At 70.8% G+C, this 16782-nt stretch carries 15 protein-coding genes; 14 read left to right on the top strand and 1 reads right to left on the bottom strand.

Annotated elements, in window-relative coordinates; translation table 11 throughout:
- Positions 1-183: 183 nt before the first annotated feature.
- Genes ACZ67T_RS36710 through ACZ67T_RS36650 form a run of 13 tightly spaced genes read left to right on the top strand, consistent with a single transcriptional unit; the run spans position 184 to position 14699 of the window.
- A complete protein-coding gene (locus tag ACZ67T_RS36710) occupies positions 184-1719 on the top strand; it encodes a right-handed parallel beta-helix repeat-containing protein (protein WP_469990089.1) in 1536 nt (511 codons plus the stop codon).
- Between the two features lies 1 nt (position 1720).
- Complete coding sequence (locus ACZ67T_RS36705) at positions 1721-3025, top strand: O-antigen ligase domain-containing protein (protein ID WP_469990087.1); 1305 nt, start codon at positions 1721-1723, stop codon at positions 3023-3025.
- Between the two features lie 2 nt (positions 3026-3027).
- On the top strand, positions 3028-4269 hold the full coding sequence (locus ACZ67T_RS36700; RefSeq protein WP_469990086.1) for a glycosyltransferase: 1242 nt from the start codon (positions 3028-3030) through the stop codon (positions 4267-4269).
- The gene (locus ACZ67T_RS36695) at positions 4266-5501 is read left to right on the top strand and encodes a class I SAM-dependent methyltransferase (protein ID WP_469990084.1); all 1236 of its coding nucleotides are present in this window, start codon (positions 4266-4268) and stop codon (positions 5499-5501) included. The genes ACZ67T_RS36700 and ACZ67T_RS36695 overlap by 4 nt, the downstream gene beginning before the upstream one ends.
- Positions 5498-6292, top strand: coding sequence for a glycosyltransferase family protein (locus ACZ67T_RS36690; RefSeq protein ID WP_469990082.1), 795 nt, complete (start codon positions 5498-5500; stop codon positions 6290-6292). The genes ACZ67T_RS36695 and ACZ67T_RS36690 overlap by 4 nt, the downstream gene beginning before the upstream one ends.
- Entirely contained in the window at positions 6289-6936 is a 648-nt protein-coding gene (locus tag ACZ67T_RS36685; protein ID WP_469990080.1) for a PIG-L deacetylase family protein, read from the top strand. Before ACZ67T_RS36690 ends, ACZ67T_RS36685 begins: the two co-directional genes overlap by 4 nt.
- Before the next feature lie 3 nt (positions 6937-6939).
- Complete coding sequence (locus ACZ67T_RS36680; protein ID WP_469990078.1) at positions 6940-7965, top strand: NAD-dependent epimerase/dehydratase family protein; 1026 nt, start codon at positions 6940-6942, stop codon at positions 7963-7965.
- Positions 7962-9260 (top strand): DUF4910 domain-containing protein, encoded by a 1299-nt coding sequence (locus ACZ67T_RS36675; RefSeq protein WP_469990077.1) that lies wholly within the window; start codon positions 7962-7964, stop codon positions 9258-9260. The genes ACZ67T_RS36680 and ACZ67T_RS36675 overlap by 4 nt, the downstream gene beginning before the upstream one ends.
- Positions 9261-9265: 5 nt before the next feature.
- Positions 9266-10552, top strand: coding sequence for a hypothetical protein (locus ACZ67T_RS36670; protein WP_469990075.1), 1287 nt, complete (start codon positions 9266-9268; stop codon positions 10550-10552).
- Positions 10549-11496 carry a glycosyltransferase family 2 protein gene (locus ACZ67T_RS36665; protein ID WP_469990073.1) on the top strand — a complete coding sequence of 316 codons (948 nt, stop codon included), beginning with the start codon at positions 10549-10551 and terminating at the stop codon, positions 11494-11496. Before ACZ67T_RS36670 ends, ACZ67T_RS36665 begins: the two co-directional genes overlap by 4 nt.
- Positions 11493-12722: a polysaccharide pyruvyl transferase family protein gene (locus ACZ67T_RS36660; RefSeq protein WP_469990072.1), complete on the top strand. Its 1230-nt coding sequence runs from the start codon at positions 11493-11495 to the stop codon at positions 12720-12722. The genes ACZ67T_RS36665 and ACZ67T_RS36660 overlap by 4 nt, the downstream gene beginning before the upstream one ends.
- 53 nt (positions 12723-12775) lie before the next feature.
- Positions 12776-13327 carry a dTDP-4-dehydrorhamnose 3,5-epimerase family protein gene (locus ACZ67T_RS36655; protein ID WP_469990070.1) on the top strand — a complete coding sequence of 184 codons (552 nt, stop codon included), beginning with the start codon at positions 12776-12778 and terminating at the stop codon, positions 13325-13327.
- Between the two features lie 7 nt (positions 13328-13334).
- On the top strand, positions 13335-14699 hold the full coding sequence (locus ACZ67T_RS36650) for a glutamate-1-semialdehyde 2,1-aminomutase (RefSeq protein ID WP_469990068.1): 1365 nt from the start codon (positions 13335-13337) through the stop codon (positions 14697-14699).
- Positions 14700-14716: 17 nt separating this feature from the next.
- Here ACZ67T_RS36650 and ACZ67T_RS36645 read toward each other — a convergent pair whose 3' ends face one another.
- Positions 14717-15391 carry a phosphatase PAP2 family protein gene (locus tag ACZ67T_RS36645; protein WP_469990067.1) on the bottom strand — a complete coding sequence of 225 codons (675 nt, stop codon included), beginning with the start codon at positions 15389-15391 and terminating at the stop codon, positions 14717-14719.
- Positions 15392-15656: 265 nt separating this feature from the next.
- On the opposite strand from ACZ67T_RS36645, the gene ACZ67T_RS36640 reads away from it, so the two are divergent.
- Entirely contained in the window at positions 15657-16718 is a 1062-nt protein-coding gene (locus ACZ67T_RS36640; RefSeq protein ID WP_469990065.1) for an RNA-guided endonuclease InsQ/TnpB family protein, read from the top strand.
- Positions 16719-16782 lie beyond the last annotated feature (64 nt).

The raw sequence follows: 16782 nt of genomic DNA, 5'->3' as shown, positions 1-16782 counted from the left end.
CGGATCAGGCTGGAGAGGAGGGCCGGAATGGATCGGTGCGGGCGAGCGGAGACTGGTGTGTGCAACTGCAAGGCGGAGGAGAGCGACCACGTGGAGCGTTGGCACCTGACGACAACGCAGCCGCTGCGCGTGCCGGGGCCCGTGGCTCCGGCAAGGTCCGGCGGAAGGGTTCCAGGGGGGCACGTGAGGATCAAGAGGGGGCGCTGGGCGCTGGCGGCGCTGGCACTGGTCCTGCTGGCGGCGACCGGCTGTGAGAGCACACCGGGAGCCGAGGCGGAGTCGAAGGCCGCGCCGTCCGCGTCCGCCACGTCCGCGGCCCGATCCGTGGCCCGAGTGTGCGACAAGCCCGCGGCCGGACCGGCGAAGGCGCCGGCGGGCGCGGTGACGGTCGACCCCGGGGTCGTCGGCGACCTGGCGGCGAAGACCAAGAAGAGCCCTCCGAACACCACGTTCTGGCTCCGACCCGGCAAGCACCGGCTCGACCCGGACCGGTTCGCCCAGGTCATCCCCAAGAAGGGGGACCGCTACCTCGGTGCGCCGGGCGCGGTGCTCGACGGCCAGAAGAAGAACCAGTACGCGTTCGGCGGCACCGCCCGCGACGTCACCATCCGCCACCTGACCGTTCAACGCTTCGTGGCGCCCCTCGACGAGGGCGTGGTCAACCACGACTCGGCCGACGGGTGGGTGATCGAGCACGCGACGATCCAGGACAACTCGGGAGCCGGGCTGATGGCCGGTGCCCGCCAGCAGACCCGCGCCAACTGCCTGCGTGACAACGGTCAGTACGGCATGAACGCGTACAAGGGCGGCGGCGCCCTCCGCGACCTGGTCGTCGAGGACAACGAGATCGTGGGCAACAACACCGGCGACTGGGAGCGGCGCAAGGAGGGCTGCGGCTGCACCGGAGGCATCAAGTTCTGGGCTGTCGACGGCGCCGACGTACGCGGCAACTGGGTGCACGACAACCGCGGAACGGGGTTGTGGGCGGACACCAACAACAACGACTTCCGGATCGAGAACAACGTGCTCGAGGCCAACGACGGTGCCGCGCTGATCTACGAGACCAGCTACAACGCGGTCATCCGGAACAACACGATCCGGCGCAACAACTGGGTCGAGGGCAGCAGAGAGGCCAAAAAGGGAGACACGTTCCCGTACGCGACCGTCTACCTGTCCGAGTCCGGCGGCGAACCACGGATCAAGGCCCGCACCGACAAGATCGAGATCTACCGGAACGTGCTGGAGAACAACTGGTCGGGGATCACCCTGTGGGAGAACGCCGACCGGTTCTGCAACAGCCCGGCCAACACCTCGTCCGGCGACTGCACCTTGCTGGTTCCCAAGACCGGCCGCTGCGCGCAGCCGGCGATCGCCAAAGCACCGCTCTACGCCGACTGCCGGTGGAAGACCCAGCGGGTGGACATCCACGACAACCGCTTCGTGCTGGACAAGTCCGTCCTCAAGTGCACGGTGAAATGCGATCGCATGGCGGTCCTCGCCAACTACGGCACGTATCCGGACTGGTCGCCCTACCAGGGCAAGCGGGTGGCCGACGCGATCACCACCGGGCAGCACAACCGCTGGCACGACAACGTCTACGTCGGACCATGGCAGTTCGTCGCCCACGACCCGAGCCAGGTGCTCGACTTCGGGCAGTGGCAGAGCACGCCGTACCAGCAGGACACGAGCAGCACCCTCGACCCGCAGGCCGGTGGTTGAGATGAGCAACGACCTGCGGCGCGGCGCACTGCCGGGCGGAGCGGACGCGGCGGACCCGCAGCCCGGCGCCGGACGACGCCCGGCCGGCGCAGCGAAACTCGTCGGGACCGTCTGGGGGTTGCTGGTCCTCAACACGCTCGGCTCCGCCGGGGCGGAGACCATCATCCCGCTGCCCCGCTCCCTCATCCAGATGGTCACCATGGGCGCGCTGGTCGCCGCGTTCGCGCTGGCGCTCGCACTCAATCTCCGGCTGCGCATCCGACCGAGCGCCTTCGTGCTGCTGCTCACCCTGCTGCTGGTGCCGAGCGTGATCTCCAGCGTGGACCTGCAGTCCGGGTTCGGCGCGCTGTTCCGCTGTGCCCGGCTGGCTCTCTTCATCGGCACGCTGTGGCTGCTCAGCCGCTGGTGGGACGGCGGCCTGACGTTCGTACGGCACCACATACGGATGTACTTCGCGGTGCTCGGGTCGGTGGCCGCCGGCCTGGTCGTCTCACCGGGCGCCGCCCTGCCCGACCTCTACGGCGGACGCCTGGTCGGCGCGCTGTGGCCGCTCACCCCGCCGCAGATCGGACAGTACGCCGCCGTGATCATCGGGCTCACCGTGCTGCTCGTCCTCGGACGCCGCACCGACAGGGTCAGCGCGGCGTTGGTCATCGTGCCGTCGCTCGTCCTGCTCGCGCTGACCCACACCCGTACAGCCACGCTCGGCCTGGTCATCGGGCTGGTGTTGGCGATCGGCTCGCTCCTGCTGACCAGCGCCGCGGCCCGGCGGTTCTTCACCTGGGCGGTGCTGTGCGCCGTGGTCGCCGCGGTGGGGTTCGCCTCCGCGCTCCAGACGTGGTTCCTGCGCGGACAGAGCCAGGAGAACTTTTCCAACCTCACCGGTCGGGCCAAGGTCTGGGACGCCCTCCTCGCGGCTCCCCGGACGACCACGGAGCAACTGTTCGGCATGGGCCTCGGCGACAAGTCGTTCGACGGTCTGCCCATCGACAACAGCTGGCTGGCCGTCTACCAGGAGCAGGGTCTGACCGGCGTCGCCCTGGTGGCGGCGATCATCATCGTGCTGGGCGGCGTGGCGCTGCTGCGGCCACCGTCGCTGCAGAGGGCCTGCGCGATCTTCCTGATCAGTTATTGCGCGATCGCGTCGTACACCGAGGCCGGTCTCGGCGACGCCTCGCCGTATCTCCTGCATCTGGCCGTGGCCGCCTCGCTCCTGGCGGCACCTGTCGAGGCACCTTCGCTCCCCACGCCCCCAGCCCCTCGACAACGCGTCCCACGGTGGGCCCGGAGATCGGAGGTGTCCTGACCATGCACGTCCTCGTGGTGCACAACCACTACGGCTCGGCGCAGCCGAGCGGGGAGAACAAGGTCGTCGACCAGGAGGTGGAGCTGCTGCGCGCGGCCGGCCACCGGGTCGAGGTGTTCGAGCGGCGCAGCGACGACATCGCCGCCCGGTCCCTGCTCGGCAAGGTCGCGGTGCCGCTGCTCGTGCCGTGGAACCCGGCGGTCCGCACGGAGCTCGCCGCCCGGCTCCGGGCCGAGCGCCCGGACGTGGTGCACGTCCACAACGTCTTCCCGCTCCTGTCGCCGGCGGTCCTTGCCGCCTGCGCCGACGCAGGCGTGCCCGCCGTCGCCACGCTGCACAACTACACCCAGGTCTGCCCTCCGGGCACGCTGCAGCGGGACGGCCGGCCGTGCACCGAGTGCGTCGGGTCGACGCCGCTGCCCGCCGTCCGGCACGGCTGCTACCGGAGTTCCCGTCTGGCGACGGTGCCGCTCGCGGTCAGCCTGTCGGTCAACCGGCGGCGGTGGTGGTCCGGCGTGGAGCGGTTCTTCTGCATCTCGGCGGCGCAGCGCGACGTCCTGGTGAGCGCCGGCATGCCCCCCGAGCGGCTGGCGGTGAAGCACAACTTCGTGCCGGACCCGGGCACTTGCCGCGATGGCGCCGGCGAGCATGTGCTCTATCTCGGCCGGCTCGCGGAGGCCAAGGGCGTACGGCTGCTCATGGCCGCGTGGGACGAGCTCGCCGCGGACGGCGGTGTGGGTGTGCCGCTCGTCATCGCCGGTACGGGGCCGCTGGAGGGAGAGGTGACCGCCTGGGCGGCGGGCCGGGACGACGTGCGCTACGTCGGCCTGTACGACCCGGCCCAGTGCCAGGAGGCGATCGCGCGGTCGGTCGCCGTGGTGGCTCCCTCGACGTGGCTGGAGGCGTTCGGCCTGGTGGTCGTGGAGGCGATGGCGGCCGGGGTCCCGACCGTCGCCGCCGGTCATGGCGCCTTCGTCGAACTCGTCGAGGACGGCGTGACCGGGCTGCTGCACCGGCCGGGCGAGCCCGCCTCGCTCGCGTCCTGCATACGACGGATCGCGGCCGAGCCGGACCGCAACCAGGAGATGGGCCGGGCGGCCCGGCGCCGGTACGAGCAGGGCTTCAGCCCGGCCGTCGGCCTCGAGCGCCTGGTGGAGGAGTACCGCACCGCGATCGCGGGTCGGTCAGCACTGGTTCGTGGCGGGGACACCCACGCGAACAGGGGGGATGGGGACAGTAGATGACACGATGCCGACTCTGTGGCTCGGCGACGCTGGCGAGCGTCGTCGATCTGGGGGCGACCCCGCCGTGTGAGAGCTTTCTCGCCGCGGACCAACTGGACAAGGCCGAGCCCGCGTACCCGCTGCACCTGCGGGTCTGCACCGACTGCTGGCTCGCGCAGATCCCGCCGCTGATCACGCCGGAGGAGACGTTCAGCGAGTACGCGTACTTCTCCTCCTTCTCGACCTCCTGGGTGGAGCACGCGCGCACGTTCGTCGGCGACGCCGTACAGCGGGTGGGTCTCGGCCCCGACGCCTTCGTGGTCGAGGTCGCGAGCAACGACGGATACCTGCTGAGGCACGTGGTGGACCGGGGGATCCGCTGCCTCGGCATCGAGCCGTCGGTGAACGTCGGAGCAGCGGCGCGGGACGCCGGTGTGCCCACGCTCACTGCGTTCCTGGACCCGGACACCGGATCGGGCGTCCGCGCCGAGCACGGCCCGGCCGACCTGGTCGTGGCCAACAACGTGTACGCGCACATCCCCGACGTGGTCGGGTTCACCCAGGGGCTGCGCGCCCTGGTCGCCGACGACGGCTGGGTCTCCATCGAGGTGCAGCACCTGCTGACCCTGATCGAGGAGAACCAGTACGACACGATCTACCACGAGCACTTCCAGTACTACACGGTCGCGTCCGCGATCCGGGCCCTGGCCAGCGGCGGACTCACGCTCGTGGACGTCGAGTTGCTGCCCACGCACGGCGGTTCCATCCGGCTGTGGGCCCGGCCGGCCGAGGTGGCCGGCGAGCCCAGCGACCAGGTGGCCGACGTGCTGGACCGGGAGAAGGCCGCCGGGCTGCAGGAGCTGTCCGGGTACACCGAGTTCTCCGCCCGGGTGGCCAAGGTGCGCCGGGACCTCCTGAAGTTCCTCATCGAGGCGGCCGAGCGCGGCGAGACGGTCGTTGGCTACGGCGCCCCGGGCAAGGGCAACACCCTGCTCAACCACTGCGGCATCCGGCCCGACCTGCTCGCGTACACGGTCGACCGCAACCCGTACAAGCACGGCAGGTTCACCCCCGGCACCCGCATCCCGATCCTGCCGCCCGAGCAGATAGCCGCCGACAAACCGGACTACGTCCTCGTCCTCCCGTGGAACCTGCGGGCCGAGCTGGTCGAGCAGCTGTCCTTCGTGCACGAGTGGGGCGGCCGCCTTGTCTTTCCCATCCCGGAACTGAGCATTGTCGAGGGCACATCATGAAGGTCGTACTGTTCTGCGGCGGGTACGGGATGCGGATGCGCAGCGGCGCCGACGACGACGTGCCCAAGCCGATGGCGATGGTCGGCCCGCGACCGCTGATCTGGCATGTCATGCGCTACTACGCGCACTTCGGGCACAAGGAGTTCATCCTGTGCCTCGGATACGGGGCGCACCACATCAAGAACTTCTTCCTCAACTACGAGGAGACGACGTCCAACGACTTCGTCCTGCGGGGCGGGCGGACCGAGCTGCTCTCCACAGACATCTCGGACTGGACGATCACGTTCGCGCAGACCGGCATCGAGTCACCGATCGGGGAGCGGCTGCGCCGGGTGCGGCACCACCTGGACGGCGACGAGATGTTCCTCGCCAACTACGCCGACGTGCTCACCGACGCCCCGCTGCCCAAGATGATCGACCGGTTCGCCCGGCGTGACGCCGGTGCGTCGATGATGGTGGTGCCGCCGCAGTCCTCGTTCCACTGCGTGGACCTGGGCGAGGACGGCCTGGTGGGGGGCATCACCGCGGTGAGCGACATGCCGCTGTGGGAGAACGGCGGCTACTTCGTGCTCCGCCAGGAGGTCTTCGACCACATACCGGAGAACGGGGACCTGGTCGCCGACGGATGCGCCCGACTGGCCAAGCAGGGCCGCCTTGTGGCGCACCAGCACCGCGGCTTCTGGAAGCCGACCGACACCGTGAAGGAACGCGCCGCGCTCGACGAGGCCTACGCCCGTGGCGACCGCCCGTGGGCCGTGTGGGAGCGGGACAGCGCCGGGGTGAGCGCGTGATACGGCTCGGGGCCGGGCCCCTGGAACGGATCGTCGCGGTGGGCGCGCACTGCGACGACATCGCCATCGGCGCCGGCGGCACGCTGCTGACACTGTGCCTCGCGCGACCGGGACTCCGCGTCGACGCGCTGGTGCTCTCCGGCGGCGGCAGCGAGCGGGAGCAGGAGGAGCGGGCCGCGCTCGCCGCCTTCTGCCCGGGCGCCGACCTGCGCCTCACCGTGCTCAAGCTGCCGGACGGCCGGATGCCCGTGCACTGGGACGAGGCCAAGGCCGCGGTCGAGGAACTGCGCGGACAGACCGAGCCGGATCTGATCCTGGCGCCGCGTACCGATGACGCGCACCAGGATCACCGCGGCCTGGCGCAGCTGATGCCCACCGCGTTCCGCGACCACCTCGTACTCGGCTACGAGATCGTCAAGTGGGACGGCGATCTCGGCCGCCCGGCGGCGTACCAGCCGCTGTCGCCGGAGATCGCCGAACAGAAGGTGCGGCTGCTGCAGGAGCACTACCCCTCGCAGCGGCACCGGCCCTGGTACGACCGGGAGGCCTTCCTGGGTCTCGCACGGATCCGCGGCATCGAATGCCACGCGCGCTACGCCGAGGCGTTCGCCGTCACCAAACTCACTCTCGACCTGGGGGATTGAACCTTGCGCGTACTGCTCACCGGACACCAGGGATACCTGGGCACCGTCATGGCCCCCGTACTCACGGCAGCCGGACACGAGGTCGTCGGCCTCGACGCCGGCCTGTTCGCCGACTGCGTCCTCGGCCCGCAGCCCGCGGACCCGCAGGGACCGCGGGTGGACCTGCGCGACGTCACGGCCGACCACGTGGCCGGGGTGGACGCCGTGATCCACCTGGCCGCGCTCTCCAACGACCCGCTGGGATCCCTCGCACCGGAGCTCACCTACGACATCAACCACCACGCGTCCGTGCGTCTCGCCCGGCTGGCCCGCGACGCCGGAGTGCGGCGCTTCCTGTACGCGTCGACGTGCTCCGTCTACGGCGCCGCCGGCGGCAGCGACCTGGTGACCGAGGACGCCCCGCTGCGGCCGGTGACCCCGTACGCGGAGTCCAAGGTGCGGGTGGAGGACGACCTGCACGCCCTGGCCGACGGCGACTTCACCCCGGTGTTCATGCGCAACGCCACCGCCTTCGGCTACTCACCCCGGCTGCGCGCCGACATCGTCCTGAACAACCTGGTGGGCCACGCGCTCCTGTCCGGCGAGGTGCTCGTGCTCTCCGACGGCACCCCCTGGCGCCCGCTGGTGCACGCCGCCGACATCGCACGGGCCTTCACGGCCGCGCTCACCGCGCCGCGCGAAGCCGTGCACGACCGGGCGTTCAACATCGGCAGCGAGATCAACAACGTCACGGTCGCCGAGATCGCCGAGCAGGTCGCCGCGGCGGTGTCCGGCTCGAAGGTCGTGATCACGGGGGAGACCGGTGCCGATCCGCGGTCGTACCGAGTGGACTTCTCCCGCTTCCGCGCCGCGATCCCCGGCTTCGAATGCGAGTGGACGGTGAAGCAGGGCGCACTCGAACTCGCCGACGCCTACCGGAAGTTCGGGCTGACCCGGGAGGACTTCGAGAGCCGCTTCACCCGCCTCGCCGTGCTGCGCGCGGCGTCCGACGCCGGAACCGTCGACGACACCCTGCGGTGGCGCCGATGACCGCGGCCGGCGCGCAGACGACGACCTCTGCGGGCCAGGAGATGCATGCGCTGGTGGAGCGGCTGTACCCGCTGTGCCGGAGCATCACCGGCGACGGTGTGCGCGCCACGCTGGACATCATCGGCGAGTACGTTCCGCTGCAGGTGCACGAGGTGCCGACCGGGACGCAGGTCCTCGACTGGACGGTGCCGCAGGAGTGGAACATCCGCGACGCGTACGTCGCCGACGCCTCGGGCAACCGGATCGTCGACTTCGCCGCGTCCAGCCTGCACGTGCTCGGCTACAGCGTGCCGGTGTCGGCGACCCTGCCGCTGGCCGAGCTGCGCGAACACCTGCACACCCTGCCGGAGCACCCGAACTGGGTGCCTTACCGCACCAGTTACTACAAGCCGGAATGGGGGTTCTGCCTGGCCCAGGAGACCCTGGACGCGATGCCGGACGGCGACTACGAGGTGCGCGTCGACTCCACCCTCGCCGACGGCCATCTCACCTACGCCGAGCACGTCGTCCCCGGGCAGGTCTCCGACGAGGTGATCGTCTCCTGCCACGTGTGCCACCCCTCGCTGGCCAACGACAACCTGGCCGGCATCGCGGTGGCGACGTACCTGGCCCGGACGCTGGCGCAGCAGACGCCGTACTACACCTACCGGTTCATTTTCGCGCCCGGCACCATCGGGGCGATCACGTGGCTGGCCCGCAACGCGGAGCGGATCGAGCGGGTCAAGCACGGCCTCGTACTGGCCTGCGCCGGCGACTCGGGACAGCTGACGTACAAGCAGAGCAGGCGGGGCGACGCGGAGATCGACCGGGTGATGCGGCACGTCCTGGCGGACTCCGAACGCCCGCACCACGTCAACGAGTTCACGCCGTACGGCTACGACGAGCGGCAGTACTGCTCGCCCGGGTTCGACCTCGGCGTCGGCTCGCTCAGCCGGACCCCGTACGCCGGGTACCCCGAGTACCACACCTCGGCGGACAACCCGGACTTCGTCTCCCCGGAGGCGATGGCGGACACCCTCGCCGTCTGCCGCGAGGCGTTCGGCGTCCTCGACCGCAACCGGCGCTACGTCAACCTCAGCCCTTACGGCGAACCACAGCTGGGCCGACGGGGGTTGTACGACGCGCTCGGCGGCCGCAGCGACACCAGACAGGCCCAGATGGCCATGCTCTGGGTGCTCAGTCTGTCCGACGGCGAGCACAGTCTGCTGGACGTCGCCGAGCGGTCCGGGCTGCCGTTCAGCGCCGTGGCCGGCGCGGCCGACGCCCTGCAGGGCGCCGGGCTGATCAAGGCATGACGCCGATGACCACCGAGGGAGAGGCGACGACACCGGCCGGGTCCGCCCGGCGGGCCCTCGTCGGCCGGCTGTCCTGGGGACTGGCGGACCAGGCCGCCTCCAGCCTGAGCAACTTCGTGGTGGGGATCTACGTGGCCCGCTCGCTGGGGGTGACCGCGTTCGGCGTGTTCAGCCTGGCCTGGGTGACCTACGGCGTGGTGCTCAACGTCTCCCGCGGCCTTGCCACCGACCCGCTCGTCGTGCGCTTCAGCGGCGTGTCGGACGCGTCCTGGCGCGGGGCGGTGGCCCGGTCGACGGGTACCGCGCTCGGCGTCGGTGCCGCGCTCGGCGCCGCGGCCGTGGTGGTCGGCCTTGCTCTCGGCGGCCGCGTGGGCATCGCCTTCGCCTGCCTCGGTGTCATGCTGCCGGGGCTGCTGTTGCAGGACGCATGGCGGTTCTCGTTCTTCGCCGCCGGCACCGGGCGGAAGGCGTTCGTCAACGACCTCGTGTGGGGCGTCGCACTCGTCCCCGCCCTGGTCGTGGCGGCCCACGTGGACACCGTGGACGCTTTCGTGCTCGCCTGGGGCGCGTCCGCCACAGTGGCTGCCGGGTACGGCTGCCTCCAGTCCGGAATCCGGCCACAACTGACCGGAGCGCGCGGATGGCTGCGTGAGCAGCGCGACCTCGGCTACCGGTACCTCGTCGAGAACGTCAGCCTCAGCGGCGCGAGCCAGCTGCGGGCGTACGGGCTCGGCGCGATCGTCGGAGTCGGCGCGGTGGGCGCGGTCCGGGGCGCCGAACTGCTGCTCGGCCCGTTCCTCGCCGTGTTGATGGGCCTTTCGCTGGTCACCGTCCCGGAGGCGGCACGGGTGCTGCGGCGGGCTCCGGACCGCCTCGGCCACTTCTGCCTCCTGCTCGGTGGCGGGCAGGCCATTGCCGCGCTGCTCTGGGGCGGGGCGCTGCTGCTGATGCCGGACCGGCTCGGCGATCTCGTGCTCGGCGGCGTCTGGCACTCCGCCGCGGAGCTCATCGTGCCGGTCACGCTCAGCGTCGCGGGCGCCGGCCTCGGCACCGGCGCGGCGGCTGGGCTGCGCGCGCTCGGCGCGGCCCGGCGCAGCCTGCGCAGCCAGTTGTTCGCCTCCGCCTGTTACGTCGGCGGCGGGCTCGGCGGGGCGGCCGTCGCCGGCACGGTCGGCTCGGCCTGGGGCGTCGCCGCGGCGACCGTCAGCGGCTCGGCCGTCTGGTGGCTGCACCTGCGGTCCGCACTGCGCGAGCGCCACCACAACTCCACTCCCGAAGTGAGGACGTCATGACCCCCCACCCCAGGCTGAGCATCGGCCTGCCCGTGTACAACGGCGAGGAGTACCTGGCCGAGTCGCTCGACGCCCTGCTCGGCCAGACCTACGAGGACTTCGAGCTGGTCATCTCCGACAACGCCTCGACCGACGGCACCCAGGACATCTGCCGCCGGTACGCCGCGCTGGACCCGCGCATCCGGTACCTCCGGCTACCCCGGAACATCGGCGCCACACCGAACCACAACCGCGTGTTCGCCGAGTGCCGCGGCGAACTGTTCAAGTGGGCCTCCCACGACGACCTGTACGGCCGGGACCTGTTGCGGCGCTGTGTGGAGGCGCTGGACGAGCGGCCGGACGTGATCCTCGCGCACTCCGGCCAGGCGGTCATCGACGGCGACGGCCGGCTGAAGGTCCCCTACGAGTACGGGCTCGCCACCGACTCGCCGCGTGCGCCGGAGCGCTTCCGCAGTCTGCTCTTCGAGCCCGGCGGCGACGACTTCTACGGGGTGATGCGGGCCGACATGCTGCGCCGCGTGAAGCCGCTCGACAGCTACCACCACGCGGACCGCACCTTCGTCGCCGAGATCACCCTGCACGGGCCCTTCCACCAGGTGCCGGAACTGCTGTACTTCCGCCGTGACCACCCGACCCGCGCCGAGCGCGCGAACCCGTCCAAGCGCGCCCGGTGCGTCAACCTGGACCCGCGCCGGTCGGGCCCGCTGCACCCCACGCCCCGGCTGCTCGCCGAGTACATGTGGGGTTTCGTCGCGGCGATCCGGCGGGCGCCGTTGTCCCCGGCGGACCGGCGCGCGTGCTACAGCCACCTCGCCGCATGGATGACCAGCCGGGTCCGGCCCGGCGCCGGCGAGCGGGTCGAGGACCGCGCCCCGGTCGACCCGGCCCAGCTCACCGTCTCCGTCGACGCCCTCGTCGCCGGCCGTGAGGGGAGGCAGGCGTGACGCCGGAGAAGGAAACCCCGGTGCGCGTCGGGGTGTTCGGCCTTCTCGGCTCCGGCAACCTCGGCAACGACGGGTCGCTCGAAGCAGTGCTCGGGTACCTCCGCGCCGAGCACCCGGAGGCGGTCGTGGACGCGCTGTGCGCCGGACCCGAGGCCGTCGCGACCCGGTACGGGATCCCCGCGACGCGGCTGCACTGGTACCGCGGGGAGTACCGGACGGCGTCGCGTGCGGGCGCGATCGCGGCGAAGGCTCTGGGCAAACTCGTCGACCTCGTCCGCACCGCTGCCTGGGTGCGCCGGCACGACGTGGTGATCGTGCCGGGCATGGGCGTCCTGGAGGCCACGCTGCCGCTGCGGCCCTGGGGCTTCCCGTACTCGCTGTTCCTGCTCTGTGCGAGTGGCCGGCTGCTGCGCACCCGGGTCGCGCTGGTCAGCGTCGGCGCCGCCGCGATAGGCAACCGGCCGACCCGGGCCCTGGTGCGCTGGTCGGCACGGCTGGCCACCTACCGGTCGTACCGGGACGCGCAGTCCCGCGACGCGATGCGGGCGATGGGCGTGAACACCGCGCGCGACGAGGTCTATCCGGACCTCGCGTTCGCCCTGCCGGGGCCGCCCGCGACCACGCCCTCGGGCCCGCCGGGCCCGGTCTGCGTCGGAGTCATGGACTTCCACGGCGGCAACGACGACCGCGCCCGGGCACAGGAGATACACCGGCGCTACCTCGACGGGACGATCCGGTTCGTCCGCACGCTGGCCGAGGAGGGCAGGCCCGTCCGGCTGATCACCGGTGACGACAGCGACGCGTCGGTGGTCGCCACGATCCTCGCCGCGGTGGACTCGCCGCTGGTCACCGCGGCCGAGGCGACCTCACTGGCCGACCTGATGAAGGAGATGGTGGCTGCCGACACGGTGGTGGCGACCCGGTACCACAACCTGATCTGCGCGCTGAAGACCGGCGTACCGACGCTCGCCCTCAGCTATGCGGCGAAGAGCGACGCGCTCATGGCCCAGATGGGGCTCGGCGCGTACTGCCACCCGGCGCGCGCGGTGGACGCCGACCGGCTGCTCGCGCAGTTCCGGGCCCTGGAAGAGCGCTCGGCGGAGCTGCGGCGGACCCTCGACGAGCGGAACCAGGACGCCGCTCAGCGCCTCCAGCACCAGTTCACCGACCTGACAGCGGCCCTGTTCGCGGCGACCGACCAGGCCCACACCCTGCGGTCGCCTTGAAAGCGGCCCGGTTTTCCAACGACCGACGAAACCCACACCTTGCGGGAGGCTCCATGAAGGCGACCGAAGTCCCGGCGATCGACGGCGCTTACCTTTTCGAGCCGACCCCGTACGCCGACGAACGCGGCTTCTTCTGCCGCACCTTCGACGCCGACGTGGTCCGCTCGGTGGGCCTCGACCCCGACGCCTTCGTCCAGGACAGCCTGTCCCGCTCGGTCCGGGGCGTGCTGCGCGGCCTGCACCTGCGCTCCGGCGCGGGCGAGGCCAAGCTGGTGCGGTGCTCGTACGGGAAGATCTTCGACGTCGTCGTGGACCTGCGGCCCGACTCGCCGACCTATCTGGGCCGCGCCTTCTTCGAGCTGTCCGGCCAGACACAGGCGACCCTGTACATCCCGGCGGGCTGCGCCCACGGCTTCCAGGCACTGACCGAAACCGCCGACACCTCGTACCGGATCGACCGCCCGCACGATCCGGCCGAGGACGTGACGATCGCCTTCGACGACCCGGAGCTCGCCATTCCCTGGCCGCTGCCCGCCACATCGATGTCCCAGCGGGACCGCGAGGCGCCGAGCCTCGCCGAGGTCCTGAAACAGAAAGAGAGCTGAACTCAGCGTGGACACCGAAGAGTTCCACTTGCCCCGGTCGCGGATGGCGAACGAGCGGCTGAACGCCATGATCCCCGGGGGCGCGCACACCTACGCCAAAGGCGACGACCAGTACCCCGAGAACCTTGCCCCGGTCATCAGCCACGGCCACGGTGCCCACGTGTGGGACATCGACGGCAACCGCTACATCGAGTACGGCTCGGGCCTGCGGTCGGTCAGCCTCGGCCACGCCCATCCGCGCGTGATCGAGGCGGTGCGGCGGGAACTCGGCCGCGGCAGCAACTTCGTCCGGCCGTCCATCGTGGAGGTCGAGGCCGCGGAACGCTTCCTGGCCACGGTGCCGACCGCCGAGATGGTGAAGTTCGCGAAGAACGGCTCCGATGTCACCACCGCCGCGGTGCGCCTCGCCCGCGCCGTCACCGGCCGCCCGCGGGTGGCCATCTGCGGCGACCATCCGTTCTTCTCCGTCGACGACTGGTTCATCGGCACCACACCGATGTCCGCCGGCATCCCGGCGGCGACCACCGAGCTCACCCTGGCGTTCCCGTACGGGGACCTGGCCGCCACCGAGGAGCTGCTGACCCGGTACCAGGACGAGGTCGCCTGCCTGATCCTCGAACCTGCCGGGCACACCCGGCCTGCGCCAGGCTCTCAACTCGGTCCGAGCAGCGAAGACCTCACTCCCGGATACCTCGTGGGCCTGCGCGAGCTGGCCGACCGGCACGGCTGCGTACTGATCTTCGATGAGATGATCACCGGCCTCCGCTGGTCCGAGGCGGGAGCCCAAGGTCTGTACGGCGTCGTCCCCGACCTCTCCACGTTCGGCAAGGCCCTGGGCAACGGGTTCGCCGTCTCGGCGCTGGCCGGGCGCCGTGACCTGATGGAGCGGGGCGGGCTGCGGCACTCGGGCGACCGGGTGTTCCTGCTGTCCACCACGCACGGGGCGGAAACGCACTCCCTGGCCGCAGCGATGGCCGTACAAACCACCTACGTGGAGGAGGGCATCACGGCGCGCCTCCATGCCCTCGGCGAGCGATTGGCCGCCGGTGTCCGCGACGCCGCGGCGACCATGGGCGTCGGCGACCACATCGCCGTCCGGGGCCGGGCCAGCAACCTGGTCTTCGCCACCCTCGACGAGAACCGGCAGCCGTCGCAGCAGTACCGCACCCTGTTCCTGCGCCAGCTCCTCGCGGGTGGGGTGCTCGCCCCGTCGTTCGTGGTGAGCAGCGCGCTCAGCGACGCCGACATCGACCGCACCGTCGACGTGGTCGCCCAGGCGTGCGCGGTGTACCGGAAGGCACTGGACGCCGCCGACCCCACTCCCTGGATGGCCGGCCGTGCGGTGAAGCCGGTATTCCGCCGCTTGGCATGACCAGACGTGACGCACCGTCAGCGGCGCGCCATCCGACCGACGTCGACCACGCGGCCGGCGAGCCGGTCGACCAGCCAAGCGGTCGCCGGCGTCACCGCCAGCGCGGTGCACCAGCCCCCGAGAGCGTCGGTCGGGTAGTGCGAGCCGAGGGCGACCTCCGCCCAGCCCATGGCGGCGCCGGCCACCAGCCCCGCGGAGAGCACGAGTACCGTGCCGGCGCCCCTGCCGACGCCGAGCCGGCCGGTCGCCAGCAGCGCCATCACGAGGGCGAGAGCGGTGGCGAAGGCGGTGTGCCCGCTCGGATAGGACAGGTTGCCCTCGCCGTGGATGGTGCGCCCCACCAGGGACTTGAGCAGTCTCACCGTCCCCACGGTGACGCCGACCCCGGCAACGACGAACACCGCCGCGCGAGGACGCCGAAGCAGTAGGCACCCCGTCACGATGGCCACGATCAGCGCCGCTGCTCCCGCGGGTTCCCCCAGGAGGTCCAGGGCCACAGCCACGTGCCGCCACGGCGGCCGCACACTGTCCGCCGTCGGTGGGACGATCCAACTGTCCACCGCGCCAGGCTCATTGTGGCCGGCGTACAAGACCCCGAGCACGACGACCACCAGCGCGGCAAGGGCCGCTACCAGCCCGAGCCACGCCCGCAGTGACGCGGGCAGCACAGCGGGCGCCGGCCGCCCGGTCACTTCCAGATCCGCTTCTGCCAGGCGATCCAACGCGAGCCCCCGTCGTGTAGCTTCCCTCAGGTCAGATCCACCATCTTGGCGTACGGAGACGTACGAGCCGTGTCAAAACAACTCCGCAAGGAAATAACGGAGTTAAAAGGAAGTGGCGCCTGACGGCTACAAGACCTGATCGGGCGTGCAGGGTGTGGACGACGCTTCGACCCCTGTGGATGTTGGGGTTTGGTTACCAGCGAGGTGACATAGATCAACGCTACGATCCCGCCTTGTGAAGATCGTGACGCAGGTGAAGCTGATACCGGAGGCCGACCAGGCCGCCGCGCTGTCGGCGACCCTGCGCACCGTTAACAAGGCCGCGTGCTGGGTGTCGCGGGTGGCGTTCAAGCACGGCGTTCCGCGTGAGTACGAGTTGCGCAAGCACACCTATGCGCAGCTCAAGGAACTCGGGCTCGGCGCTCAGGCGGCACAACACGTGATCAAGAAAACGCGTGACGCCTACACCACGTTGAAGGCCAACATCCGCGCCGGGAACCTCGGCAAGACCGGCAGTAAGCGCCGGATCAAGGCCGAGTCGAAGCCGATCACGTTCCGGCCGAACGCGGCTCAGCCGTACGACGACCGGTGCCTTTCGTGGCAGTACGACGCCCAGACCGTGAGCATCTGGACGACGGTCGGCCGGCTCAAAGGTGTGCGGTTCGTGTGCTCGGCACAGTCGCTCAAGACACTCCGCGAGTTCCGCAAGGGCGAAGCCGACCTGATAGAACGTGACGGCGTGTTCTACCTGATCGCCACGTGCGAGGTACCCGAGCCCGACGTGTACGAGCCGGACGGTTTCGTCGGCGTAGATCTCGGCATCGCCAACATCGCCACCACGTCCACCGGCTACCAGCCCGCGGGGCGCGGCCTCAACCGGTACCGCAAGCGGCAGCTCACGCTGCGGGCCAAACTCCAGAAGAAGCGAACCAAGTCCGCCAAGCGCAGGCTCAAGGAACGCTCGCGCCGCGAGCAGCGGCACGCCACGACCACCAACCACGTCATCGCGAAGAAGATTGTGACCGAGGCTGAACGCACCTCGGCCGGTATCGCACTGGAAGAACTCACAGGCATCCGGCAGAGGGTACGGCTCCGCAAGCCGCAACGGGTCACGCTCCATTCCTGGGCCTTCTCCCAGCTCGGAGACTTCATCGTCTACAAGGCCCGGCGCGCCGGTGTGCCGCTGGTGTACGTCGATCCCGCGTACACCTCGCAGATGTGCTGCGAGTGCGGCCACACCGACAAGCGCAACCGTGTCGATCAAGGTGAAGTTCCCCCTCTGAGCTGGACAGCCTGATACTGGGACGACAGGTCCCGGAGGAAGCAGTTCCAGGTAGTGAGCAAGAAGAGCAACACGAGCA

The sequence above is a fragment of the Streptomyces sp. NPDC107517 genome (assembly GCF_055582645.1).
Note: the sequence above shows the minus strand (reverse complement) of the source record. Positions and strands in the feature narration are given on the sequence as shown.